This window comes from Candidatus Pelagibacter sp. PS_43 (assembly GCF_059417795.1).
Genome location: NZ_CM182066.1, coordinates 1,205,612 through 1,230,835, shown reverse-complemented (window position 1 = coordinate 1,230,835; position 25,224 = coordinate 1,205,612). Strand labels below are relative to the sequence as shown.

Genomic DNA, 25,224 nt, shown 5'->3' with positions numbered 1-25,224 from the left:
TTATTTTCCTATTTGTTTGTTTGTTTTATTAAGTTTTCTATTTTTTCTGCGTATTCAAAAGAGTCATCCTTTGCAAAAAGTATTTTTGGTATGTATTTCATAATAACTTTTTGGGATAAAACTTTTCTAATTAAAAAAGAATATTCTCTTAATTTTTTAATAACTTTTTCTGTATCTTTTCCCCCTAGAGGCAAAACATAAGCTTTTGCAATTTTTAGATCTTGACTCATTTTTACTTCTGTAACGGTTACAGTATTAGTTTCTAAATTCGGCACCTTAGCTTCATTTCTTGCAAAAATCATACCTAAAGATTGCTTAATCATCTCTCCAACACGTAATTGTCTCTGTGATACCGGTTTTCCTATTCTGTCAGCCATTATACCGTTCTCTCCGTTGAAGTCGTGCTATAAGCCTCAATTATATCGTTTTTTTGAAAGTCTATAAAGTCTTTAAGAGTAATTCCACATTCCTGACCATTGCTCACCTGTTTCGCCTGATCTTTTTCTCTAAAAATAGTGCTTATTTTACCAGTATAGATAATTGCTCCATCTCTAATTACTCTTGCATTAGCACCACTTGCGATCTCACCCTCTGTCACTTTAGATCCAGCAACTTTTCCTGTTCCTGATACTTTAAAGATTTCTAAAATTTGAGCTGTACCACTAATTGTTTCTTGAATATCTGGAGCAAGTAAGCCCGACATTCTTGATTTAATATAATCCAAAACTTCATAAATAATATTGTATGAAGAAATTTTTATTTTTTCATTCTCTGCTAATTTTTTTGCTTCCTTACTTGGCTTAACATTAAATGCAATTAAAACTGCGTTTGATGCTTTCGCTAAAGTCACATCAGTTTCTGTTACCATTCCAATATCTGATAAAATTATTTTAGGCTTAACTTCTTCATGAGTAATTTGACTGATTGCATTTTTTATTGCCTCAGAAGATCCATGAACATCAGATTTGATAATAATATTTAATTCAGCTGCAGATTTATCTACAAATGCAGAATCCTGTGTTGCAAAAGTTAAAGGGTTGCCTCCTGTTTTATTTTCTTCTGCTCTATTGGCACTTAAAGTTTTTGCTTCTTTTTCTGTATCAAGAACAATAAAATCATCACCTGATTTTGCTGCACCATTAATTCCTAAAATCTCTACTGGAGATGATGGTGGTGCTTCATCAATATTTTGTCCTTTGTCGTTAATTAATGCCCTAACTTTACCCCACTTTAATCCACTAACAAAAAAATCACCTTTTTTAATTGTACCTGATGTAACGATTACTGTTGCTACAGCTCCTCGCCCTGTATCAATTTTTGACTCTAAAACAATACCAGTTGCTTTAGATTCATAATCTGTTTTTAAATCTAAAATCTCAGCTTGAAGAACTATTGACTCTACTAGCTTATCTAAGTTCTTTTTAGTTTTAGCAGAAATCTCGACCATTAGTGTGTCACCAGATAAATCTTCTGCAATTAACTCATACTCTAAAAGTTGATTTTTAATTTTTTGTGGGTCAGCATCTGGTAAATCACATTTATTTATTGCAACAACAATTGGAACTTTGGCGGCTTTTGCGTGTTTAATTGATTCAATTGTTTGTGGTTTAACTCCATCATCTGCTGCAACTACCAACACCACAACATCTGTTAATTTTGATCCTCTGGCCCTCATCTCTGTAAAAGCAGCATGGCCTGGGGTGTCAATAAAAGTTATTTTATTTGATTCATGCTCTATTTGATAAGCTCCAATATGTTGCGTTATCCCTCCAAATTCCCCTGATACAACGTTCGCACTTCTTAGAACATCTAATACAGAAGTTTTACCATGATCAACATGTCCCATCACAGTTACAATCGGAGGTCTATTTTTTAAATTTTCAGATCTAGACTCTTTTATTTTTTGAATAATTTCTTCTGCTTTAGTTTCTCTTATAGGGTTATGGCCAAATTCTTTTACCAAGTACTCTGCCGTATCAGCTGCTAGTGTTTGGTTGATCGTAACAGTTACTCCCATTCCAAATAAAAATTTAATTACATTGCTTGATTGCTCTGCCATTCTATTTGCAAGTTCTCTAACTGTAATTGCCTCCGGAATATTTACATCTCTCTTAACTGGTTTTAAATTTTCTTGGATCTCTTCTTTAGTAAGCTCTCTGTTTTCTTTTAATTTTGCTCTTTTAAGGGAAGCTAAACTTCTTGTTCTAGCTTCAATTTGATCACTTAGTGCTCTTGAAACAGTTAATTTTAATTCTCTTTTTTTCCCCTCTGACTTTCCTTTTTCTCCAGATTCTCCCTTGAGTCTTCTAGTTGCTCTTTGTTCAGCTAATTTACGTTTTTCATAATCATTAGTTATGGGTGAAGATGGTTTAGGTGACGAAGTATTTCTTGGCACAAAAGATCCTTTAGGACTTGCAGCAGGCGTTGATCTAACACTTGCTGGTCTACTGAAACTACCTTTTGGAGCAAATTTGCTTGGCTTTTTTTCAATTACAACAGAGTTCTTACTCTGAGTTTTTGCTAACTCTATATTTTTTATTGATTTCTTGGCTATGCCAGAAAGTGTTAATTTTGTTTTTTTGTTGTCCATATTTCATTACTCAATCTTTATAAACTATATTTCTTGCAGACATGATCAATTCATCAGCTTCTACTTTTGATAAAGCAAAGTCTTCAAGATACCCTTGAATTTTTATTCTTTCACCTTTAACAACATCATAACCGCCTGTTAATTCATCAGATGCTAGATCTGCAAAATCTTCTAATTTTAAAATTTTCTGCTCACCTAAAGTAACTAACATTCCAGGAGTTAAACCTTTGTGATTTATAAGATCATCTTGCAATCCTAAATCTTTAATTCTTTTAGTAATATCTTCCTGATCTTTTTGATAAAACTCTTTAGCTCTTTCGATTAAAGCTTTAGCAGTATCTTCTTCAATACCCTCAATTTTTATTAAACTTTCTGGTGTGCTATCTTTAATATCTGAAATTGAAGAAAAACCTTCAGCGACAAGTAATTGTCCTAGGGTTTCATCTAGTTCTAAGTTTTTAACAAAGTTTTCAGTTTTCTCTTTGAATTCTAACTGTCGTCTTTCTGAGTCTTCAGCATCAGTCATTATGTTAATTTCATAATTTAATAATTTAGTAGCAAGTCTCACGTTTTGACCTCTACGACCAATTGCTTTACTTAAATTTTCTTCAGTTAAAATCACATCTAATTTTTTTGCAACACTATCAACGTTAACTCTTTGAACTTCTGCAGGAGATAGAGCGTTGGAAACTATAATTGCTGGATCTTCAGACCAATTCACAATATCAATTTTTTCTCCTTGCAATTCATTAACAACTGCTTGAACTCTTGATCCTCTCATTCCAACACAAGCTCCTACTGGGTCTAATGAAGTATCAACTGCTTTGACACAAATTTTTGCTCTACTTCCTGGATCTCTTGCTGATGACTTAATCTCAATTAAACCGTCATAGATTTCTGGAACCTCTTGAACAAAAAGTTTTTCCATAAATTTAGGATGAGCTCTTGATAAAAATATTTGCTGTCCTCTTGTTTCTCTTTTTACATCATAGCAGTAAGCCTTAATTCTATCACCTGCTTTAATGTTTTCTCTTGGGATCATTTCATTTTTTTGAATAATTGCTTCAGTTCTTCCCAAATCAACTATTACATTTCCAAATTCTAAACGTTTAACAATTCCACTCAAAATTGTATCTTTTTTATCTATAAAGTCATTGTATTGTCTTTCACGCTCCGCTTCTCTTACATTAAAGCTAATAACTTGTTTTGCTGTCTGAGCTGCAATTCTTCCAAAGTCAAAAGAGGGCAATGGTTGTAAAATTTCATCACCAACTTTTTTATCTTTGTTTTCTTCATTTAAAATGATTGCGTCTTGAAGATTAATTTCTGTATTTGTGTTTTCTGGTTTTTCAACAATAACTAATTTTCTAAATATACCAATGTCACCACTTTCTCTGTCAATTAAAACTTTGATTTCATTGTCTTGTCCAAATTTAGATTTGGCTGCTTTAGCAATTCCAGTTTCCATAGAATCTATAATCAACTCTTTATCGATAGATTTTTCTAAAGCAACAGCTTCAGCTATTCTTAATAATTCTAATTTATCTGATCTTCTATTTAACATATTTTAATAGTTCCAAAAAAAAATGGGCTAAAGCCCATTCTGTAATTTCAATAATGTAAGAGCAATATATAAAGAATTTTTTTTAATTCAATAGTAACTATTTAGAAAAAACACTTTTTTTATCTGTTTTTTCCCATGAAAATGAACCGTCTGTCTCTGGCACTCTGCCAAAATGACCATAAGCTGCTGTTTTTTCATAAATTGGTTTATTCAAATTTAACATCTCTCTTATTCCTCTCGGGCTCAAATCAAAATTCTTTGAAATCTCTTCTGTTACAAATTTATTTTTTTCTAAATCATTATCAAATAAATCGACATAAATAGATAACGGTTTTGAAACCCCAATTGCATAAGCTAATTGGATTAAACATTTCTCTGAAATCTTTGAAGCAACAATATTTTTAGCAATATATCTTGCAGCATAAGCAGCAGATCTATCTACTTTAGTTGGATCTTTTCCTGAAAAAGCTCCTCCCCCATGAGGCGCTGCCCCACCATAAGTGTCCACAATAATTTTTCTACCTGTTAAACCACAGTCTCCATCTGGTCCTCCAATTACAAAATTTCCTGTAGGATTTACATAAAACTCTTCTTCATTAAAATCTTTTAAAAAATTTTCTGGAATTGATTTTAATAAATAAGGTCTTAATAATTCTTTAACTTTAGCTTGATCTACGTCTGCAGAATGCTGTGTAGAAATTACAACCGATTTTACTTTTGTTGGTCTTCCATCAACGTATTCAAAAGTAACTTGGCTTTTTGAATCTGGTTCTATATTTTTTAGTTTTCCAGATTTTCTATCTTCAGCCATAAGTCTTAAGATTTTATGAGAATAATGAATTGGTGCTGGCATCAGTTCTTCAGTTTCATTACAAGCATAACCAAACATTATTCCTTGATCTCCAGCTCCCTCATCTTTATTTCCTGAAGAGTCTACACCCATAGCAATATCAGCTGATTGAGAATGAAGATGGCTTTCGATTTTTGTAGCTTCTCTCCAAGTAAAACCATCTTGGTCGTATCCAATATCTTTAATACAATCTCTTACTTTTTGATAAAGATCTTCTTTTTTTATCTCTGGTCCTCGGACTTCTCCTGCAAGCACAACTTTGTTTGTAGTTGTTAATGTTTCACAGGCTACTCTAGAAAATGGATCACCAGCAAGATAACTGTCCACCACCATATCTGAAATACGATCTGAAACTTTATCCGGATGACCCTCTGACACAGATTCACTGGTAAATAAAAAGTTTTTTAAATTACTCATGTTCAAGTTTATTAAATGAAAAAATTAAAAAAATATATATTAAAATAATGATAAAAAATATTTTATTACCATATTTCATAAATAGAGTTGATCTGGTAATTTTACTTTCAGTAAAATCAACATATCCAGTAGACCCAAATTCTACTTTTTGCTCAATAATTCCTATAGGATTAACTATTGCAGTGATACCATTGTTTGCAGATCTAATTATATATTTTCCGCTCTCAATTGATCTAAAGATACTATGTGAGAAATGTTGTTTAGGACCTATGGATCTTCCAAACCACCCATCTTCTGAAATATTAATTATATAATTATAATTATTTTCTTTAGATATCTTGCCTGAATAAATTATTTCATAGCAAATGAGTGGCAGTAAACTCACTTTAATTTTATCTTTATCAATATTAAAAGGGGCTCTATTTTTACCACTTGAGAAAGATTGATAATTGTTTGTAACTGTTTTAAGGCCTATTAATCCTAAAATATTCTTAAACGGAATAAACTCACCAAATGGAACTAAATTAACTTTGTTATAGCTCTCCTGTAATTGCATTTTATGATCAAATACTGCCATTGAATTAAAAAATAAATTTTCACCATTAGCGTCCTCAATACTATTCAATCCCATAATAATTAAATCATCTGATGAAAAATTATTTATAAACAAGTCCTGATAGATATCCATTTCGCTTACATAGCTGTCTGGAATAATTCCCTCTGGCCATAAAAAAATTGTAGGTATTTTTTTTTCGGGAGCACTAAGGGTTATTAATTCATTAATTATTTTTATCTCATCTTGATTTGTATAAAATCTACCTAAACTAATGTTGGGCGATACAGCTCTAATCACGTAGGGATTTTTTATATTTTTAAGTGAATTAAATTGATTAATTTTAAAATTACCAAAAATTAAAAAAGTAGATGAAATTAAGATAAAGAAAAAACAAAATATAATCTGTTTTCTATTTTTTCTTAATATCAAAACAGCCGGTAAAGAAAAAAGAGAGATGCAAAATAGATTAAAAGAATAAGTGCCAATTAAAGAGACTATTTGAATAAAATAAATATTTTCAGAAAAACTATACGAAACTAAATTCCAGGGAAATCCAGTAAATATCAAACCCCTTATAAATTCTATAATGCCAAATAAAATTGAAAAAATAAGAAAAGAGCTAATTAAATTCTTTGAGTAAAAAATTGAAAATAAATAAGTAATTATTCCATAAAATATAGCTAAAAAAGTTGGTAATAAAATTATGGCTAGAGGAATTAGAAATTTAAAACTTTCATCAAAAGTTAATGAAATTGATATCCAGTACAAACTTGATAAAAAATATCCAAATCCAAAAAACCATCCATATTTAAAGAAAGACTTATTCTCTAAATTTTTTTCTCTTTTATTGTAAAGAAAAATAAAAAATAAAGAAAAAGTAAAAAAGTTAATTAAAAAATAATTATAAGGTGGTAAACTATAAGAGCTGATAACTCCTAAAAAGACAATGTAGATTGCATTTAAAAAATTTTTTTTAAGCAAATTTTTCATTTTTGCTTTTAACTAATTTATAAATTTTTTCTTCTTCTTTGCTCATCTTTTTAAAATCTTTTAATTTTACATGATCATGACCCAAAAGATGAAGAAACCCATGAATGAATATTTTTATAACTTTATTTTTAAAATCCAGACTAGTTAAATTTTTTGGTTTATTCATAAATTCATAACTGATCACTATGTCTCCAAGATAAGTATTCTTTTTTAAATTGAGTTTTTTTTCAAAGGGAAAGGATAAAACATCTGTTGGTTTATCTTTATTTCTGAAACTTTTGTTAAGCTTTTTAATTCTTTTATTGTCTGACAAAAGAATACTCAGACTTATCTTTTTTCCAATAAATCTATATTTTTTTGGAAAAAATTTAACTAATGTATTAAAAAAAATATCTTTTTTTTTTATCTTTTTATTCCAAAGATTGTTCTCAGAAACAACACCAACACTAATCATTTTCTTGGTCTGAGTAAGCCTTAACAATCTTAGATACAAGGGGATGCCTAACCACATCAGAATGATCAAAATCTACAACAGATATTTCCTTAATATGTCCCAATAATTTTTTTGACCTATTCAATCCAGACATGTTTTTATGTGGTAAATCAATCTGAGAAGGGTCGCCATTAATAACAATTTTAGAGTTTTCTCCAATACGAGTTAAAAACATTTTAATTTGAGTATCTGTTGCGTTTTGTGCTTCATCTAAAATTGCAAAAGAATTTTTTAAGGTTCTTCCTCTCATGAATGCGAGTGGTGCAATTTCAATATCTCCAATTTCAATCATTCTTTGAATTTTTTCAAAATCAAAGAGGTCATATAGTGAGTCATATAAAGGTCGTAAATAAGGATCTACTTTTTCTTTCATGTCACCTGGTAAAAATCCTAGGCGCTCTCCAGCCTCTACCGCAGGTCTTGATAAAATAATTCTCTCAATTTTTTTATCAAGCAACATTGTTAAACCCACCGCCACTGCCAGAAATGTTTTTCCTGTTCCGGCTGGGCCTGCTGAAATGGTAATGTCGCTCTGTCTTAAAGCTCTAACATATTCTTTCTGTCTTTCTGATCTTGGAATAACTGATTTTTTAGGTGTCTTAATTATATCTGAAACATTCTGGTTTTTTACTTTTTCTTCAATCATAAATTTATCTATGGATGAAATTATATCTTTTTTTTCAATACTTCCATTGCTAATAAATTGATTTGCTAAAAATTGGATAGCGTTTTTAGTTATCTCATTTTGTTCTGGAGTAGACTTAATAATAATTGAATTCCCTCTTGAGTATAAACTTGTATTAGTAATTTTTTCTAATTCCTTTAAATTTGCATTGAATTCTCCCACTATACCCATCAATAAATCATTATCATGAAATATAACGCTTAAGGAATTGTTGTCTGAATATACAAATTTTAATGTTGAGTTAATTTTTTTAGAATTTGTATTATTCAATTTTAAGCTACCTTTTTTTTAGAACTTTCTACTAATTTTCCAAAAAGACTATTTTGATTACTGCTTGTTATTTCAACTTGTACAATTTTTCCAATATTATCTATATCACCATCAAAAATTACTGATGTCATATATTCCGTTCTGCCAAATAGCTTAATTCCATCTTTCATTATATTTTCCACTAGAACATTTAAAATTTTATTTTCAAGAGATTTATTTTTTTTAATTTGATTTTCAAATAACCTCTTTTGAATAATTTCTAATCTTTCTTTGGATTTTACCGCATTAACTTGGGTAAGATCTGCAGCTACTGTTCCAGGTCTAGCACTAAAAATAAAAGAATATGAATTTATGAAGCCAATTTTTTCAATTAATTCCATAGTTTTATTAAAATCATCTTCATCTTCCCCTGGATATCCAATGATGAAATCACTTGAGAATTCCACATTAGGATTTATCTCTTTTAAACTTTCATAAACTTTTAAATACTCTTCAATAGTATGTTTTCTATTCATTGATTTTAAAATTTTATTAGATCCACTTTGTACAGGTAGGTGAACTAGTGGCATTAATTTAGAGCTTTTTTTATACACATTAATTAAATCCTCTGTCATATCTTTAGGATGAGAGGTTGTATATCTAACCCTTTCAATTTGATCAAAACCATTAAGCTCTAACAATAAGTCAGATAATTTATATTCTCTATCATTATCTTGAAATTTATAAGCATTAACATTTTGACCTAATAAAATAATTTCTTTTGCACCTGACTCAATTAATTCTTTTGCTTCATCGATAATTTGTTTGAATGGTCTAGAGTATTCAGGGCCACGCGTATAAGGAACTACACAAAAATGACAGAATTTATCACAGCCTTCTTGAATGGTTAAAAATGAAGATACTTTACTATCTTTATTTTTAATTTTACTTAAATAATTAAATTTTGAAATTGTATCAAATTCGGTTTCTTCCTCTTTCTTTTTATTCTTCGAATGTTTTAATATAGCCTCATTAATTTTATGATATGATTGAGGTCCTATAACAATATCTATATAGGGCTCTCTTTTTAACATTTCTTGATTTTCAGCCTGAGCAACACATCCTGCTACAATAACAATTGGTTTTGGCTTTGATCTAAAAATTTTTTTAACTCTACCTATTTCATGATAAACTTTTTCTTTAGCCTTATCTCTAATATGGCAAGTATTTAATAAATAACAATTTGCATCTTCATACTTGTCAGTTTTTTCAAATCCAATTTCTTTGACTGTATCAAAAATACGATTAGAATCGTATTCATTCATTTGACAGCCAAAAGTTTTGATAAAAATTTTTTTCAACATTTAACTAGGATTTTTTTTTAACCCCATATAATTCTAATTTATGATCCACAAGTTTATATCCATATTTGGCTGCAATTTTTTCTTGTAGTTTTTCAATTTCTTCGTCCACAAATTCTATAATCTCTCCAGATTTAACATCAATTAAGTGATCATGATGTCCCTCATTTAATTCCTCGTATCTTGCCTTTCCTCCCTTAAACTCATGTTTGGCTAATATTCCTGACTCTTCAAAAAGTTTTACAGTTCTATAAACTGTGGCAATACTAATTTTTGCATCGATTTTCATAACCCTATTATATAGCTCATCTACATCAGGGTGATCTTTTGCCTCTGACATCACTTTTGCAATTATCTTTCTTTGATCTGTTAACTTAACACCTTTTGCTAAGCATTTTTGCTCAATATTTTGTGACATTATTAATTTTAACTTAAATAAATAGGATTAATCAAATTCTTTTTAATTTGAAATTGTTCGCATAAACTGGGAACATCTTCATATCTAATTTCATCTTTAACCTTAAAATCCTCAAAACTAAAACAATAATAGTTAATTTTTTTAGTTAAATGCAAAGCTTTAATTGTTGCTAATGAGTTTCTAATACCTGCAAAACTTCCTGGACCTCTATTTACGTATATTGTGCTTACTTTATCTAGAGAGATTTTGTTATTATTCAAAAATTCATTAATTAAAATCATTAATTTTTCAAAATTAATTTTACTATTTTCATGACTGCAAGTATAAATATTTTTACTAACCATGAGTGTTAAAAAAATTTTATCTCTAGCAGCATCTACAATCAAATTATTCATTATAACAATGTTATTAATGTTTAGTTGTAAAGCAGATGAAAATAATATCAAATATTATTCTCCTGACATGGGTATACTTTCTCTTATGTATCACCGATTTGATGAAAATAAATATCCATCTACAAATATTCAAATGGATATATTTAAGGAGCATATTTCAATAATTAGACAATCAAACCTTAAATTCTATGATCCCAAAAATTTAGAAAATAACTTTTCAACAATTAAAAAAGAGAAAAAAATTCTTTTAACCATTGATGATGCTTTCACTTCTTTTTACAAAGTTGCTTGGCCTTATTTAAAGCAAGAAAAAATCCCATTCATATTATTTGTATCAACTCAATCGATTGGAAAATATGGTTATATGACTTGGGAACAAATAAAAGAATTAGAAGAAGAGCCTTTTGTCTATATTGGAAATCATGCCCATTCTCATGATTACTTAGTAGATTTTAACAAAGAAGATTTTATGAAAGATATTAATTCTTCTACTTCCATATTTAATAAAAATTTAGGATATAATCCTATTTTCTTTTCTTATCCCTTCGGTGAATATAGTCTAGAAATTAAAGAATATATTTCTAAAAATTTTAAATATGCTTTTGGACAACATTCAGGGGTGATTGATTACAATAAAGACCCCTTTGAACTTCCACGATTTCCTATTAATGAAAAATATGGTGATTTAGATCGATTTAAATTTTTAGTAAATCTTTATCCACTTCAATATAAAAATTTATATCCTGAAGATAAATACATAACAGATAATAATCCTCCTGAATTTTATGTGGAATTTTTTGATGAACAAAAAAATATAAATAATATTAATTGTTTTTCTGATGAAGGTAATGAATGGAAGCAGTCCAATATAGATTTTAATGAAAATAAATTACGAATAAATTTTAGGGAAAAATTTTTATTTAGAAGGGGAAGAATTAATTGTTCTCTTAATGATGATGGATTATGGCGATGGTTTGGAGTTCAATTTTCAGTTAAACAAAATTAAATTAAACTATTAAGTTCAATACTTGATGGCATTAACTTTGCATCATCAAAATCTGTTAATTTATTTTGTCTAATAATTTGTTGTAAAATTTTTACATACTCTTTTCCAGTCTCTGCATATTCATCAAGATGTTCTGAAAGAATAATACTATCTAGCTCCTCACCATTATCTCTTAGTTCTGCTCTAGCACTTCTAAAATCTCTATAGGATGAATGGGTATTTAAATTTCTTTGATAAGCTTTAACTGATGCCTGTAACACGTTAAATCTCATAACTTTGTGTGTGCTATCATTATCAGCATCAGAGGGTTTTATTCCATCACCAGACCACGTCCACTGACCAAATAATGCATTTCCTTCTTGTGCAAATCTAGATGTTCCCCACCCAGTTTCTTTTGCGGCTTGAGCGATTGCCATTGAAACTGGTACTTCGTCCATTCTTATTTTAAGTGTTGATAAATCTTTATTAACAACTCCATATTGTTTAAATTTTGAGTTCAGCCAATTTTGTTCTGCTTTAGTATTTTTACTTTTATTTAGAATGGTAAAAAGTTTATTACGATCAGATTTAATATTATTATTTTCTTCAATGACTAATGGTAAAATAATTTGGATAAATAACTCTTTTCTTTTTTTAGCATTTTCTATTTTAGTAATCTCTGCCGGTAATAATGTTAAAGAAATCGGTTTTACTAATTTATTTTTTCTTACATCTTCTAAATTATAATTTGTTGATTTAAATAACTCTTCAATTGTAGATGCACTTAATCTCACACTATCTTTATCTCTTGGCTGTTGATCAAATGTGAAAATGTCTTCAAATAAAGATTTTTTATCTAAGCCATCATCTAGTTTTGGATCTTGGTTTTCTAGTAGTTTATTCAAATTATTTTTGGAACTGTTCTCATAGTTTTTAGAAAATAATATTTTTTTATTTGTAAGATCAATGGCAAGTGGCAAAACATAGAAAAAAGAGATTATAATTAAACTAGATAAAAAAGTTTTTGATAGGGTATTTAAGGTAATAGATTTTTTTTTGTAGATATTCTTTTTTATTATAAGTCCCTTTTTTTTTAAAAATCTTTTTATCTCTAACAGTGAAAATTCTTTATTTCTCATAACTATATAGCTACCACCTCTTTTACCTCAGGGAGATAATGGCACAAAAGATTTTGCACTCCTTGCTTAAGTGTCATTGTTGAGCTTGGGCATCCAGAGCAACTACCTTGTAGTTCTACTTTGACAACACCATCTTTAAATTCTTTAAATTTAATATCTCCACCATCTTTAGCAACAGCTGGTCTAATTTTAGACTCTAAAATACTTATAATTTGTTTTTCTATTTCACTATGTTTTTCTTTTTCCCCTCCGAATAATTCATTCGCAACTACAAACTCTTTGCCCGTAGAGTAGAAATCATTAATCAAAGAAATTGCTATATGTTTAATATCATCCCAACTTATTTCTTCTTTCTTATTAATTGACAGAAAATCTGCACCTAAAAAAATAGCTGTCACGCCGTTAACAGATAGCAAGTTTCGAACTAACTCGTTATCAGTCTCTTCTTTTTTAGTAACTTCAAAAGATCCATTATTGGATACCCTTTTACCAGGAAGAAACTTTAAAGAATTTGGATTTGGTGTAGCTTCGGTTTGGATAAACATTATTATATATATAGTGATAAATTATGAAATTTAAACTAATTAATATATTTGTTTAAAAACCAACTAATTCTTTTATTTCCTTAATTTTTTTAGATGCAACTATATCTGCTTTTTTAGACCCCTCTAACAGAATTGTATCTAAATATTTTTCATCATTTAGTAATTCTTTTATTTTTTTTGAAATAGGTTCAATTTTTTCAACTAAAACATCTGATAGTTCTATCTTAAATTCAGAAAAATTTTTTCCTGAAAATTCATCTATTGAATTTTGTAAACTTTGATTTTTCAAGCTAGAGTAAATACCTAATAAATTTTCTGCTTCAGGTCGCTCAACCAACTCATCAATATTTTTTGGTAATGGCAATGGGTCAGTTTTTGCTTTTTTAATCTTATTAACTATTTCATCTTTACTGTCAGTAAGATTAATTCTACTAAGATCTGAAGGATCTGATTTACTCATTTTTTTTAATCCATCTTTTAAACTCATTATTCTAGAAAATTGTTTTTGTATCAATGGCTCTGGCACCCTTAAGAATTCAGGTGCATTAAAATCATTATTAAATTTTTGCGCAATATCTCTGCAAAGTTCTAGGTGCTGTTTTTGGTCGTCTCCTACTGGCACATGTGTTGCATCATAAAGCAAAATATCAGCAGCCATCAAAACAGGATATGAATAAAGACCAATACTAGCTTTTTCTTTATCTTTTCCAGCTTTTTCTTTAAATTGAGTCATTCTATTAAGCCAGCCAATCCTTGAAACACAACTTAAAATCCAAGCAGCTTCTGAATGTGCTGACACCATTGATTGGTTAAAGATAATATTGTTATCTGGATTGATACCGCTTGCAATAAATGTAGCAGCTGTCTCTCTTATATTATTTTTTAATTCCTTGGGATCTTGCTTAACTGTGATTGCATGAAGATCTACAACACAAAAAATGCAATGATTTCCCTTGTCATTTTGAAGCTCTACAAAATTTTTTATAGCGCCAAGATAGTTTCCCAAATGAAGATTGCCTGTAGGCTGAACACCTGAAAAAATTTTTTTACTCATGTTAATAGTTTAGATTAATATCACTTTTTTTAAAAGCTTTGATTAAGAGTGCTATAAAAATATAGAATGTAAATCCAACAATTACTGTTGAGATTAAATATATTGCTTTAAAATTTTCGGAATACATTAATTGTTCATTAAAAAAATTAATCAAAAAATTAAAAAAAATGCCCATTAGAATAGAGGCTATTATAATTTTGATAAATCTATCAATGAAAACTAGATTAAATTTAAACAAATTATCTTTTTTTAAAAAAACAAATAAATAAATTGCATTAAACCAAGATGATATTGTAGTTGCTATAGGTAAAATAATAAATCCTATTTCCTTAAAAAAAATAACACTTATAAATATATTTAATAAAACTGAGATTAGAGAAATATAAAAAGGTAATCTTGTATTGTGTCTTGCGAAAAAAAAAGCAGAAAAAACTTTTATCAATGAAAATGCGGGTAAGCCAATAGCAAAATAAAATAGAGCCTTTGCTGAATTTTTAACACTTAATTCATCAAAAGATCCATAACCAAATAATGACGATATAATTTCTTCTGAAGCAATTAACAATGCAATTGCAGCAGGGATACTTAAAAACAAACTTAATTCTAAAGCTTTATTTTGAATTAAATTCATTTTATCTTTATTTTGATTTTGAACATACTTAGATAATTGGGGCAAAATAACTGTACCAATTGCAATTCCAGCAATTGCTAAATTTATTTGATAAACCCTATCTGCATAATAAAGATAAGAAACTGCACTAGTTTGAAATGAGGCAATAATTGTTCCAACTAAAATATTTATTTGGGTAACACCAGATGAAAAAATACTTGGTAATAATTTTTTAAAGAAATTTTTTACTTTTTTATCAATCTTGATTGAAAAATTTACTATAGGTGAAAAATGTTTTTTTACATAAAAATATAAAAAAATAAGCTGTAAAATACCTGAGATTGTCACAGCATAAGATAAATAATACACCAATTGATCATCTAAAATTTTACCCAAAAATAAAACACTAATTAAAAGTATGTTTAAAATAATTGGTGCGGCTGATGCTACAGCAAATTTATTATGTGAGTTTAAAATAGCAGAAAAAAAAGATGCTAAGCTAATAAATAAAAGAAAAGGAAATGTAATTCTTGTTAGAGTTATGGCTATTTCCATTTTCTTAAGATCGCCCTCAAATCCAGGTGCTATTAGAAAGACGAATACTGGCATTAAAATTTCAATAAGAAGTACTAAAAAAAACAATCCTAAAATTAACAAGTTAAAAATACTATTAGCAAAAGCTTGTGATTTTTTTTTATTATTTAATAAAGAGGAATAGCTTGGGACAAACGCAGCATTAAATGTTCCTTCAGAGAATAATCTTCTAAAAGTATTTGGAATTCTAAATGCAACAAAAAATGCATCAGCTAGCAATCCTGTTCCAAGAAAAATTGCTATTAAAATATCTCTTAAATAACCTAATAATCTACTAATTATCGTAAAAAAACTAAACGTACCTGTTGACTTGAGAAGATTCATAAATCATATTAGTCTTAAATTCGCTTCAATTGTATACCTAATTACCAAAAATGAAAAAAACTAAAATAGACCATTACACTGATAAAGAAGCTCTAGAATTTCATAGTTTAAATAAACCTGGAAAAATTGAGATTAATTCCTCAAAACCAATGACGACAAAGAGAGACTTAGCGCTTGCTTACTCTCCAGGTGTAGCGGTTCCAGTAAAAGCAATTGCTGACAATCCTGAAGCAGCCTATGATTACACCTCTAAAGGTAACTTGGTGGCTGTAATAAGTAATGGATCTGCAATTTTAGGAATGGGAAATCTGGGAGCATTAGCTTCAAAGCCTGTAATGGAAGGTAAAGCAGTTTTATTTAAAAGATTTGCAGACATCGACTCGATAGATTTAGAAATAGACTGTAAAGATTCTGATGAAATAATAAATAGCATTAAAAATTTTGCATGTAGTTTTGGTGGGATTAACTTAGAAGACATAGCTGCACCTGACTGTTTTATTATTGAGGAAAAATTAAAAGAAATTTTAGATATTCCTGTATTTCATGATGATCAACATGGAACTGCAATAATAACTACGGCAGCTTTAATTAATGCTCTAGATATAAGTGGCAAGTCAATTAAAAATATTAAGGTTGTGGTTAATGGTGCCGGTGCTTCTGCAATAGCTTGTACTAATTTATTTAAAAATAGTGGTGTCTTAAATGAGAACATAACCATGTTAGATCGAAAAGGTGTTATCTATAAAGGAAGAACAGAGGGTATGGACCAGTGGAAATCAGCTCATGCAATTGAAACTAAAAATAGAACACTTGAAGATGCAATAAGCGGGGCAGACGTGTTTTTGGGACTATCTGCTAAAGGGGCTTTAAAAAAAGAGCTTGTAAAAAAAATGGCAAAGAATCCAATAATTTTTGCTTGTGCCAACCCTGATCCCGAAATAACTCCTGAAGAAATTATGGAAGTAAGAGATGATGCTATTATTGCAACTGGCAGATCAGATTATCCTAATCAAGTTAATAATTTAATTGGCTTTCCTTATATTTTTAGAGGAGCTTTGGATGTTAGGGCAACAACAATTAATGAGGAAATGAAGGTTGCAGCTGCAAACGCAATTGCTAAATTAGCAAGAGAAGATGTTCCAGATGAAGTAGTTGCTGCAATGGGTGGCGATCGTCCTAGATATGGAAAAGACTATATTATTCCATCTACCTTTGATCCAAGGTTAATTAGTGTTATCCCCGCAGCTGTTGCTAAAGCTGCTATGGACAGTGGAGTTGCAAAAAAACCGATAAAAGATTTTGAGTTTTATAAAGATCAACTTAAACAAAGACTTGATCCCTCTGTAACCATTATGCAAGGTATTAATTCTCATATTAAAAAAAATCCAAAGAGAATTGTTTTTGCAGATGGAGAAGATGAAAATACATTGAAGGCTGCTATAGCTTTTAAAAACTCTAAGCTAGGGATACCAATCTTAATTGGTAAAAAAACAAAAGTTAAAGAAAGAATAAAAGAAATTGGATACAATGAAAACTTTGATATCGAAATAATAAATTCTCAAGATAATGAAAAAAGAGAAAAATACGTAAAATTTTTATTTGCCAAACTTCAAAGAGAACAAGGTCTACTAGAGAGAGATTGTGACAGGATGGTTAGGAATGATAGAGTAGTTTGGGCAGCTTGCATGGTTGCTTGTGGTGATGCTGATGGTGCTGTTACTGGCAACACACGGAGATTTGGATCATCTTTTGATAAAGTTACACAAGTAGTAGATGCTAGACCTGGTGAAATAATGTTTGGTTTAAACATGGTCGTTGCTAAAGGAAAAACAATTTTTGTTGGGGATACTAGTGTAAATGAATACCCAAGCTCAGAAGAGCTTGCTGAAATTGCAATTTCGTCTGCTCGTGTAGTAAAAATGTTTGGCTTTGTTCCAAAAGTTGCTTTTGTTTCTCACTCTACTTTTGGCCAACCTCTCACAAGTAGAACTAAGCATATTAAAAAAGCTGTTGAAATTTTAGAGAAGAAAAATGTCGACTTTGATTTTGATGGAGATATGCAGCCAGATGTTGCTCTTAACTCAGAATACAAAGAACTTTATCCTTTTTCAAGTATCGTTGGAAATGCAAATATTTTAATAATGCCCGGACAACATAGTGCTGCAATCTCTTATAAATTAATGAAAAGTTTAGGTGACACAAGAGTAATTGGACCTTTATTAATTGGATTAGGGCAACCCATTGAAATAGCACCTTTGAGATCTTCTACATCTGAGATTATAAATCTAGCATCAGTGGCTGCTTACTCTGCTGACGTTATAGATTATAAAAAAAATTAATTTTTTTGAATTCTTAAATCTTCAACCAAAACAATACTTGCTATAACATCCTCAACATCAAGTATCTCTTTTGCTTCTTTTATCACTTCTTTTTTTTCTTCATCTGTTAAGGCAATTCCATAAATGAATATTTTTTTCTTATAAGTATCTATTTGATAATTTGTTGAATTTATTTTTTTATTAAAAATTATCGCTGAACGTAATTGAGAGGTTATTAATAAATCTTTTGCAGATTGTTTAAAATTAAAATCTTCTTTTATCTTGATATCATTTCTTACAGATCTGACACCTTTTGTTTCCCATGCTAATTTAGTAATTTGAAGTTTTTCTTCAGGATCGTCTACTTTACCAGTTAGAAAAATTCTTCCATCTAAAACTTTAGTGTTTACAGATATCAAGTAACTTTTATCTTTTAATAATAATCTACCAGTCAGATTTTTTTGCATCACAGAATCATCTATTTGAGTTCCTAAAGATCTTGGATCAAATGCAACACTTACACCTGTTCCAAAAACACCCTTTGAACTTAATCCTACACATCCAGTTAAAAACAAACAAATTAAGCTTATTAAAATAGTTCTATTTTTCATTTTTCAATTTTAGACAATAATTATAAATTTCTTTTTTTGGCACATTAGAGTTTTGGCTAATTAAATCTGTAATATCTTTTATACTTAGTTTCTTAATCATTTTTTGAATATTAATTTTATCTGATTCTTTTAAATTTATCGAAGAATTTTTTTCTTTTAATTTTTCAGAAATAACAATTGTTAATTCTCCTTTTGGGTCAGATCTAAAAGGTTCAAGTTTATCAATATCAGTTCTAATATATTCCTCATAATACTTAGTCATTTCTCTACAAATTAAGATTTTTCTATCTATAAAATATTCTTTAATATGTTTTACTGATTTGTTGAATTTTCTTGGTGAAATAAAAAAAACAATGCAGCCATCTTGTTTTTTAAGTTTTTCAAAATCTTCTTTGAGTTTATTTTTTTTTTCTGGAAAAAAACCATAAAAAAAATATTGCTCATTAAAACCACTAATTGATACTGCAGATGAAACTGCTGATGCTCCTGGAATAGGATAAACATTAATTTTATTAATTATACACTCATTAACTAATATTGCCCCAGGATCTGAAACAGAGGGTGTTCCTGCATCAGAAATTAGAGAAACAACACAATCCGACTTCAAAATCTGAATAATTTTGGATAGGTTTTTTTTTTCATTAAATTTGTGGTTTGAAATAAGTTTGGACTTGATTTCATAACGATCTAATAGGTTTTTTGAAGTTCGAGTGTCCTCGCACAAGATATAATCTGATTTTTTTAACACCTCTAATGCCCGCAAAGTAATATCACTCAAATTTCCAATTGGTGTGGAGACTATATAAAGGCCACTTTTAACTTTATTATTTGTAATGTCAGTATGTAGAATCATTAAATTTTAAACGTTATAATAATAACATTAAAATGAAAAAAATTATTAAAATTATATTGTTTTTGACCTTAACACTCTTAATGAGTTTAACGAGCATTAAAGCAAACGAAAAAATAAAGATAGGTTTGCTCATCCCTTTAACAGGTGAAAATTCAGAAATTGGTGAGTCTATAATTAACTCTGTAGGACTTGCTATTAACAAAATTAACAACTCTTCAATTGAAATTATTCCAAAAGATACAGGATCAAATTCTGATATGGCCTTAGATGCTGCAATAGAATTGTCAAACTTAGGTGTCAAAATTATTATAGGCCCTGTATTTAATAAAAGCTTAGCTTATCTTAATAAAGTAAATGAAATAACTTTTTTAGCTTTAACAAATAAGAATAATAATTTTTCAAAAAATATTATTAATGCAGGAATAAATGCAACATCCCAATTTAGAGCAATTGATAGATTTATAAAATTAGAAAAAATTAAAAAAACTATTTTTTTAACTCCTGATATGGACTTCAAAAATGAAATTGAAGTGGCTATTTCTAGATCTAAAATTAAAGTAAAAAAAAACTATGTTTATAATACTGATCCAACTAAGCTCACTGAGCAAATAGAAAAAATCACTCGTTATCAAATTAGAAAACAAAATTTACAAGATGAAATAACAAGATTAGAAAAATCTGATGAAAGTAATAAAGAATTGTTAATTGAGAGATTAAAAAAGAGAGACACGCTTGGAAATGTAAATTTTGATTCAGTGGTAATTTCAGACTTTGATGAAAGCTTAAAAAGTGTAACTACTTCTTTATTGTATACCGATGTCTCACCAAAAGAAAAATATTTTATCACTCTTAATCAATGGTTTGACGAGTCACTTCTTAAAGAAACAAGTTCACAGCCGCTTTATTTTCCATCTGTAAATAAAAATAATTATGAAGAATTTTCATCTGAGTATTATGAAAAATATAATCTATACCCAAATCAATTGTCTTTTTTAAGTTATGATTTGGTTGGTCTTGTTTATTACCTGATACTGCAAAATGATAATATTATTGATCAAACTATGTTTGCCAAAAAAACTTTATTCAAGGGGAAAGTTGGAATTTTTGAAATCCAGGATAATAAAATAAATCATATTTTAAATTTTTATAAAGTTGAGGATAAAAAATTTAAAAAAATTTTTTAATTTTTTTGAAAGCTTTAAATCTATGATCTATTTTATATTTTTCAGATGCTTTCATTTCTCCAAAAGTAATTTTTTTTCCTTTTGGAATAAAAATTGGATCATATCCAAATCCATTTTTACCTTTCATGGCAGGTGAAATTGAACCTTCAATTTTACCAATAGACCTTATTAATCTTCTATTTGGGCCAAATATAGTTAATGCACAAACAAACCTTGCTCTAATTTTTTTTTGTTTCCAGTTTTTATCTTTTTTATTTAATTCTCTAAAAACTCTATTCATTGCTTTTTTAAAATCACCTTTTTTTCCACCCCACCTAGCTGAATAAATTCCTGGTTGTCCCTTTAAAAGATCAACCTCTAAACCAGAGTCATCGGATAAACATATTAATTTAGATTTTTTTGAAAAATATCTTGCTTTTATTGACGAGTTTTCTGCAAATGTTTTACCATTCTCGGCTGGACTTTTAATTTTGAAATCTAAAGGTGAATATATTTTGAGATAATTGGGTAATAAATCCTTAATTTCCTTTAATTTCCCCCTATTATTTGTTCCAACAATAAGTTCGGTAATTTTTTTCTTTGGCATCTAGCAATTTTTAAATTTCATACCATATAAGTCCCTATGGAAAAAGAGCAAAACACTAACTCGGATAAGCAAAATAAAGAAGCTGAGGATAAGATAAACGAGGAACAAAATAATGATGCTCAAACAAATAATAATACAGATTCTAAGGATGATAAAAAAGAGATAAAAGAGCTAACACCAGAAGAAAGAATTGTAGAACTAGAGGATAAAGTTGCAAGAACATTTGCGGAAATGGAAAATCAAAGAAGAAGGTTTGAAAAAGAAAAAGATGATGCATTTGACTATGGTGGATTTTCTTTTGCTAAAGAAGCTCTAAATCTAATTGATAACTTAGAAAGATCAAAACTAATTCTAGAAAGTGATGAGGCATTAAAAGGTACAGAGGCACTTAAAAAAACTTTAGAACATTTTGAAATTATTAGTAAAGATATGGTATCGATTTTTTCAAAAAATGGAATTACTCCTATAAGTTCTATTGGTAAAAAATTAGATCCAAATCAACATCAAGCAATGATGGAAATTGATGATGATCAAAAAGAACCTGGCACCATAGTTCAAGAAATTCAAAAAGGATTTATGATGAAAGACAGACTTTTAAGACCAGCTCTAGTTGGGGTGTCAAAAAAAACAAAAACAGAAAAAGATGAAAAAAATGAGGAAAATAAAGAGAATTCAGACAATTAATAGTATTTGTCAGAGCTTGTAGATTTAAAATTAACAATTATATGAAAGGTAGGAATTAAATTATGAGCAAAATTATAGGAATAGATTTAGGAACAACAAATTCGTGTGTTTCAATCATGGAAGGAAGCCAAGCGAAAGTTTTGGAAAATGCTGAAGGTGCAAGAACAACTCCTTCTGTTGTTGCATTTACTGAAGATGGTGAAAAACTAGTAGGCCAACCAGCTAAAAGACAGGCCGTAACAAATCCAGAAAATACTATATTTGCTGTAAAGAGATTAATTGGAAGAAATTTTGAAGACCCTACTGTAAAAAAAGATATCGCTGCTGCTCCTTTCAAAATTGTTAATTCTGAAAAAGGTGATGCTTGGATTGAAGCAAGAGGAGAAAAATATTCTCCATCTCAAATCTCTGCTTTCATACTTCAAAAAATGAAAGAAACTGCTGAAAAATATTTAGGACAAGAAGTAACCAAGGCGGTTATTACAGTTCCTGCTTACTTTAATGATGCCCAAAGACAAGCAACAAAAGATGCGGGTAAGATAGCGGGTCTTGAAGTTTTAAGAATTATTAACGAACCTACTGCCGCCTCTCTAGCTTATGGTTTAGACAAAAAACAAAATAAAAAAATTGCCGTTTATGATTTGGGTGGTGGAACATTTGATGTATCTATTCTTGAATTAGGAGATGGTGTATTTGAAGTTAAATCAACCAATGGTGATACGTTCTTAGGGGGTGAAGATTTTGATAATGCTATAGTTGACTACTTAATTGGTGAGTTTAAAAAAGATAGTGGTATTGATTTAAAGTCAGACAAATTAGCTCTTCAAAGGCTTAAGGAAGCTGCTGAAAAAGCAAAAATTGAATTATCTTCAGCAGAACAAACTGATGTTAATTTACCCTTTATAACTGCAGACAAAACAGGTCCAAAACATATTAATTTAAAAATGACTAGAGCAAAGTTAGAGGCTTTAGTTGAAGATTTAATTTCACGAACCTTGCCTCCATGTAAAACTGCTCTTAAAGATGCCGGTCTTGCAGCAAGTGAAATTGATGAGATTATAATGGTTGGTGGAATGACAAGAATGCCAAAAGTTATAGCTGAAGTTAAAAACTTTTTTGGTAAAGAGCCAAATAAAAGTGTTAACCCTGATGAAGTTGTTGCAATGGGTGCAGCAATTCAAGCTGGAGTTCTTCAAGGTGATGTGAAGGATGTTCTTCTTTTAGACGTAACTCCATTATCACTTGGAATTGAAACACTTGGTGGTGTATCAACAAAATTAATTGAAAAAAATACAACAATACCAACTAAAAAAAGCCAAGTATTTTCTACCGCAGAAGATAATCAGCCTGCTGTATCAATCAGAGTTCTTCAAGGAGAAAGAGAAATGGCAACTGATAATAAAATGTTAGGAAACTTTGAGTTGGTGGGTATTGCACCAGCACCAAGAGGGGTTCCACAAATTGAAGTAACATTTGATATTGATGCAAACGGAATAGTTAGTGTTTCTGCAAAAGATAAGGGTACTGGTAAAGAACAAAAAATCCAGATTCAAGCTTCAGGTGGCTTAAGTGATGAAGAAATAGAGAAAATGGTCAAGGATGCTGAAGCAAATAAAGAAGAAGATAAAAAGAAAAGAGAGTCTGTTGATGTTAGAAACCAAGCAGATACCCTTCTCCACTCTACAGAAAAAAATCTTAAAGAACATGGTGCCAAAGTTTCTGATGCTGATAAAAAAGCTATTGAAGATGCGTCCTCTGCTTTAAAAGAATCAATTAAAGGAACTGACACCGATGATATTAAGAAAAAAACTGAAACTTTAGTACAAGCTTCTATGAAATTAGGTGAGGCAATTTATAAGTCTCAAGAAAAAAAAGAAAATTCATCTAAAGCAGGTAACAAAAATGATGAAGGAAAAAAAGACGATAATGTAGTTGATGCTGACTTTGAAGAAGTAAAAGAAGAAGGCAAAGAAGGCACCGAAGATAAAGAAAAAAGCGCCTAAGTCTTACAACAACAATCATCTTGGAGTAACTTATGGCTAAAAGAGATTTTTATGACGTCTTAGGAGTTAGCAAAAATGCAAGCCCAGAAGAATTAAAATCAGCCTATAGAAAACTTGCAGTCAAATATCATCCAGATAAAAACCCAGGTGACAAAGCTTCTGAGGATAAATTTAAAGAAGCCAGTGAAGCTTACGGTATTCTTTCTGATCAAGAAAAAAAACAAAACTATGATAATTTTGGCCATGCTGCCTTTGAAGGCGGTGGTGGTAGACAAAGTGGAGGCTTTGGTGGTTTTGGAGGAGCAGATTTTTCAGATATTTTTGAAGACTTTTTTGGTGATTTTGGAGGTGGTGGACGATCAAGAGGTAGAAGAAATACTAGCAATAAAGGCTCAGATTTAAGGTATGATTTATCAATAACTCTTGAAGAAGCTTATGAAGGAAAAAAACAGGACATTAAATTTTCAACTACTGAAAAATGCAACACTTGTAAGGGTAATGGATCAAAACCAGGGCACTCACCTGATAGATGCACAGTTTGTGGTGGAAATGGAAAAGTAAGATCAAATCAAGGTTTTTTTACTGTTCAACAAACTTGTCCTCAATGTGCAGGTTCTGGAGAAGAAATTACCAATCCATGTAATGATTGTAATGGTCAAGGTAATAAACAAGCGTCGAAAAAAATATCCGTTACAATTCCAAAAGGGGTGGATGATGGAACAAGAATAAGGTTGGCGGGCAAAGGTGAAGCTGGTTCAAAAGGTGGAGCAAATGGTGATTTATATTTATTTATAAATGTTCACTCACATGATTTATTTAAAAGATCTGATGAAAATTTATTCTTTGAGTTTCCAATATCTATTGCGGATGCAGCTTTAGGCACAACAATTGAAATACCAACTATTGATGGGGGTAAAGCAAAAATTAAAATACCTGATGGAACCCAAAATGGTAAACAATTTCGTTTAAAAGGAAAAGGAATGCCTTATATGCGAGGAAGCGGCAATGGTGATCTTTATGTACAAGTAAACACTGAAGTGCCTATCTCATTAAATAAAGAGCAAAAAGAGTTGCTTGAAAAATTTAGAGAAATAGAAAACGAAAAATCAAATCCAAGTATCAAAAAATTCTTTCAAAAAGCAAAAAGTTTTTGGAAAAACTAAAAG

23 protein-coding genes are annotated in these 25,224 nt (G+C 29.6%); 6 read left to right on the top strand and 17 right to left on the bottom strand.

Annotated features, from left to right (window positions below; genetic code table 11):
- Positions 1-8: 8 nt before the first annotated feature.
- The 10 genes from rbfA to AC5SLL_RS06655 all read right to left on the bottom strand — a co-directional run bounded on the left by rbfA (position 9) and on the right by AC5SLL_RS06655 (position 10,568).
- Positions 9-377 (bottom strand): 30S ribosome-binding factor RbfA, encoded by a 369-nt coding sequence (gene rbfA, locus AC5SLL_RS06700; protein WP_494573162.1) that lies wholly within the window; start codon positions 375-377, stop codon positions 9-11.
- Positions 377-2,590 (bottom strand): translation initiation factor IF-2, encoded by a 2,214-nt coding sequence (gene infB, locus AC5SLL_RS06695; RefSeq protein WP_494586573.1) that lies wholly within the window; start codon positions 2,588-2,590, stop codon positions 377-379. The genes rbfA and infB overlap by 1 nt, the downstream gene beginning before the upstream one ends.
- A gap of 10 nt (positions 2,591-2,600) precedes the next feature.
- Positions 2,601-4,154: a transcription termination factor NusA gene (nusA, locus tag AC5SLL_RS06690; RefSeq protein WP_494573160.1), complete on the bottom strand. Its 1,554-nt coding sequence runs from the start codon at positions 4,152-4,154 to the stop codon at positions 2,601-2,603.
- A 97-nt stretch (positions 4,155-4,251) separates the two neighbouring features.
- Positions 4,252-5,421 (bottom strand): methionine adenosyltransferase, encoded by a 1,170-nt coding sequence (gene metK, locus AC5SLL_RS06685; protein WP_494586572.1) that lies wholly within the window; start codon positions 5,419-5,421, stop codon positions 4,252-4,254.
- Positions 5,414-6,967, bottom strand: a complete 1,554-nt coding sequence (gene lnt / locus AC5SLL_RS06680) for an apolipoprotein N-acyltransferase (protein ID WP_494586571.1) — start codon at positions 6,965-6,967, stop codon at positions 5,414-5,416. Before lnt ends, metK begins: the two co-directional genes overlap by 8 nt.
- Positions 6,951-7,421: an rRNA maturation RNase YbeY gene (ybeY, locus tag AC5SLL_RS06675; protein ID WP_494573157.1), complete on the bottom strand. Its 471-nt coding sequence runs from the start codon at positions 7,419-7,421 to the stop codon at positions 6,951-6,953. Before ybeY ends, lnt begins: the two co-directional genes overlap by 17 nt.
- Entirely contained in the window at positions 7,414-8,415 is a 1,002-nt protein-coding gene (locus tag AC5SLL_RS06670; RefSeq protein WP_494586570.1) for a PhoH family protein, read from the bottom strand. Before AC5SLL_RS06670 ends, ybeY begins: the two co-directional genes overlap by 8 nt.
- 2 nt (positions 8,416-8,417) lie before the next feature.
- Positions 8,418-9,758 (bottom strand): tRNA (N6-isopentenyl adenosine(37)-C2)-methylthiotransferase MiaB, encoded by a 1,341-nt coding sequence (gene miaB / locus AC5SLL_RS06665; RefSeq protein WP_494586569.1) that lies wholly within the window; start codon positions 9,756-9,758, stop codon positions 8,418-8,420.
- A 4-nt stretch (positions 9,759-9,762) separates the two neighbouring features.
- Positions 9,763-10,173 carry a Fur family transcriptional regulator gene (locus AC5SLL_RS06660; protein WP_494586568.1) on the bottom strand — a complete coding sequence of 137 codons (411 nt, stop codon included), beginning with the start codon at positions 10,171-10,173 and terminating at the stop codon, positions 9,763-9,765.
- An 8-nt stretch (positions 10,174-10,181) separates the two neighbouring features.
- Positions 10,182-10,568, bottom strand: a complete 387-nt coding sequence (locus AC5SLL_RS06655) for a peptidase M22 (protein WP_271516754.1) — start codon at positions 10,566-10,568, stop codon at positions 10,182-10,184.
- A 16-nt stretch (positions 10,569-10,584) separates the two neighbouring features.
- Here AC5SLL_RS06655 and AC5SLL_RS06650 point away from each other — a divergent pair, with 16 nt between their 5' ends.
- Positions 10,585-11,574: a polysaccharide deacetylase family protein gene (locus AC5SLL_RS06650; protein WP_494586567.1), complete on the top strand. Its 990-nt coding sequence runs from the start codon at positions 10,585-10,587 to the stop codon at positions 11,572-11,574.
- Here AC5SLL_RS06650 and AC5SLL_RS06645 read toward each other — a convergent pair.
- From AC5SLL_RS06645 to murJ, 4 genes are read right to left on the bottom strand one after another with little or no spacing between them, the layout of a single operon-like run.
- Positions 11,571-12,692: a glucosaminidase domain-containing protein gene (locus tag AC5SLL_RS06645; protein ID WP_494586566.1), complete on the bottom strand. Its 1,122-nt coding sequence runs from the start codon at positions 12,690-12,692 to the stop codon at positions 11,571-11,573. The genes AC5SLL_RS06650 and AC5SLL_RS06645 overlap by 4 nt on opposite strands.
- 2 nt (positions 12,693-12,694) lie before the next feature.
- A complete protein-coding gene (locus AC5SLL_RS06640; RefSeq protein WP_271516760.1) occupies positions 12,695-13,237 on the bottom strand; it encodes a NifU family protein in 543 nt (180 codons plus the stop codon).
- A gap of 52 nt (positions 13,238-13,289) precedes the next feature.
- Positions 13,290-14,291 (bottom strand): tryptophan--tRNA ligase, encoded by a 1,002-nt coding sequence (gene trpS, locus AC5SLL_RS06635; protein WP_494586565.1) that lies wholly within the window; start codon positions 14,289-14,291, stop codon positions 13,290-13,292.
- A gap of 1 nt (position 14,292) precedes the next feature.
- Positions 14,293-15,819, bottom strand: a complete 1,527-nt coding sequence (gene murJ, locus AC5SLL_RS06630; protein WP_494586564.1) for a murein biosynthesis integral membrane protein MurJ — start codon at positions 15,817-15,819, stop codon at positions 14,293-14,295.
- Between the two features lie 50 nt (positions 15,820-15,869).
- On the opposite strand from murJ, the gene AC5SLL_RS06625 reads away from it, so the two are divergent.
- Entirely contained in the window at positions 15,870-18,158 is a 2,289-nt protein-coding gene (locus AC5SLL_RS06625; RefSeq protein WP_494586563.1) for an NADP-dependent malic enzyme, read from the top strand.
- On the opposite strand, the gene AC5SLL_RS06620 is transcribed toward AC5SLL_RS06625, so the two are convergent.
- Positions 18,155-18,748 carry a BON domain-containing protein gene (locus tag AC5SLL_RS06620; protein WP_494586562.1) on the bottom strand — a complete coding sequence of 198 codons (594 nt, stop codon included), beginning with the start codon at positions 18,746-18,748 and terminating at the stop codon, positions 18,155-18,157. The genes AC5SLL_RS06625 and AC5SLL_RS06620 overlap by 4 nt on opposite strands.
- A complete protein-coding gene (gene rsmI, locus AC5SLL_RS06615) occupies positions 18,738-19,601 on the bottom strand; it encodes a 16S rRNA (cytidine(1402)-2'-O)-methyltransferase (RefSeq protein WP_494586561.1) in 864 nt (287 codons plus the stop codon). The genes AC5SLL_RS06620 and rsmI overlap by 11 nt, the downstream gene beginning before the upstream one ends.
- A 32-nt stretch (positions 19,602-19,633) precedes the next feature.
- On the opposite strand from rsmI, the gene AC5SLL_RS06610 reads away from it, so the two are divergent.
- A complete protein-coding gene (locus AC5SLL_RS06610) occupies positions 19,634-20,785 on the top strand; it encodes an ABC transporter substrate-binding protein (protein WP_494586560.1) in 1,152 nt (383 codons plus the stop codon).
- Here the strand turns inward: AC5SLL_RS06610 and rdgB are convergent.
- Complete coding sequence (gene rdgB, locus AC5SLL_RS06605) at positions 20,769-21,371, bottom strand: RdgB/HAM1 family non-canonical purine NTP pyrophosphatase (RefSeq protein ID WP_494586559.1); 603 nt, start codon at positions 21,369-21,371, stop codon at positions 20,769-20,771. The genes AC5SLL_RS06610 and rdgB overlap by 17 nt on opposite strands.
- Before the next feature lie 36 nt (positions 21,372-21,407).
- Here rdgB and grpE point away from each other — a divergent pair, with 36 nt between their 5' ends.
- The 3 genes from grpE to dnaJ all read left to right on the top strand — a co-directional run bounded on the left by grpE (position 21,408) and on the right by dnaJ (position 25,221).
- Positions 21,408-22,055, top strand: a complete 648-nt coding sequence (gene grpE, locus AC5SLL_RS06600) for a nucleotide exchange factor GrpE (RefSeq protein ID WP_494586558.1) — start codon at positions 21,408-21,410, stop codon at positions 22,053-22,055.
- Positions 22,056-22,117: 62 nt separating this feature from the next.
- Entirely contained in the window at positions 22,118-24,058 is a 1,941-nt protein-coding gene (dnaK, locus tag AC5SLL_RS06595; RefSeq protein WP_494586557.1) for a molecular chaperone DnaK, read from the top strand.
- Positions 24,059-24,090: 32 nt separating this feature from the next.
- Positions 24,091-25,221, top strand: a complete 1,131-nt coding sequence (gene dnaJ, locus AC5SLL_RS06590; RefSeq protein WP_494586556.1) for a molecular chaperone DnaJ — start codon at positions 24,091-24,093, stop codon at positions 25,219-25,221.
- Positions 25,222-25,224: the final 3 nt, after the last annotated feature.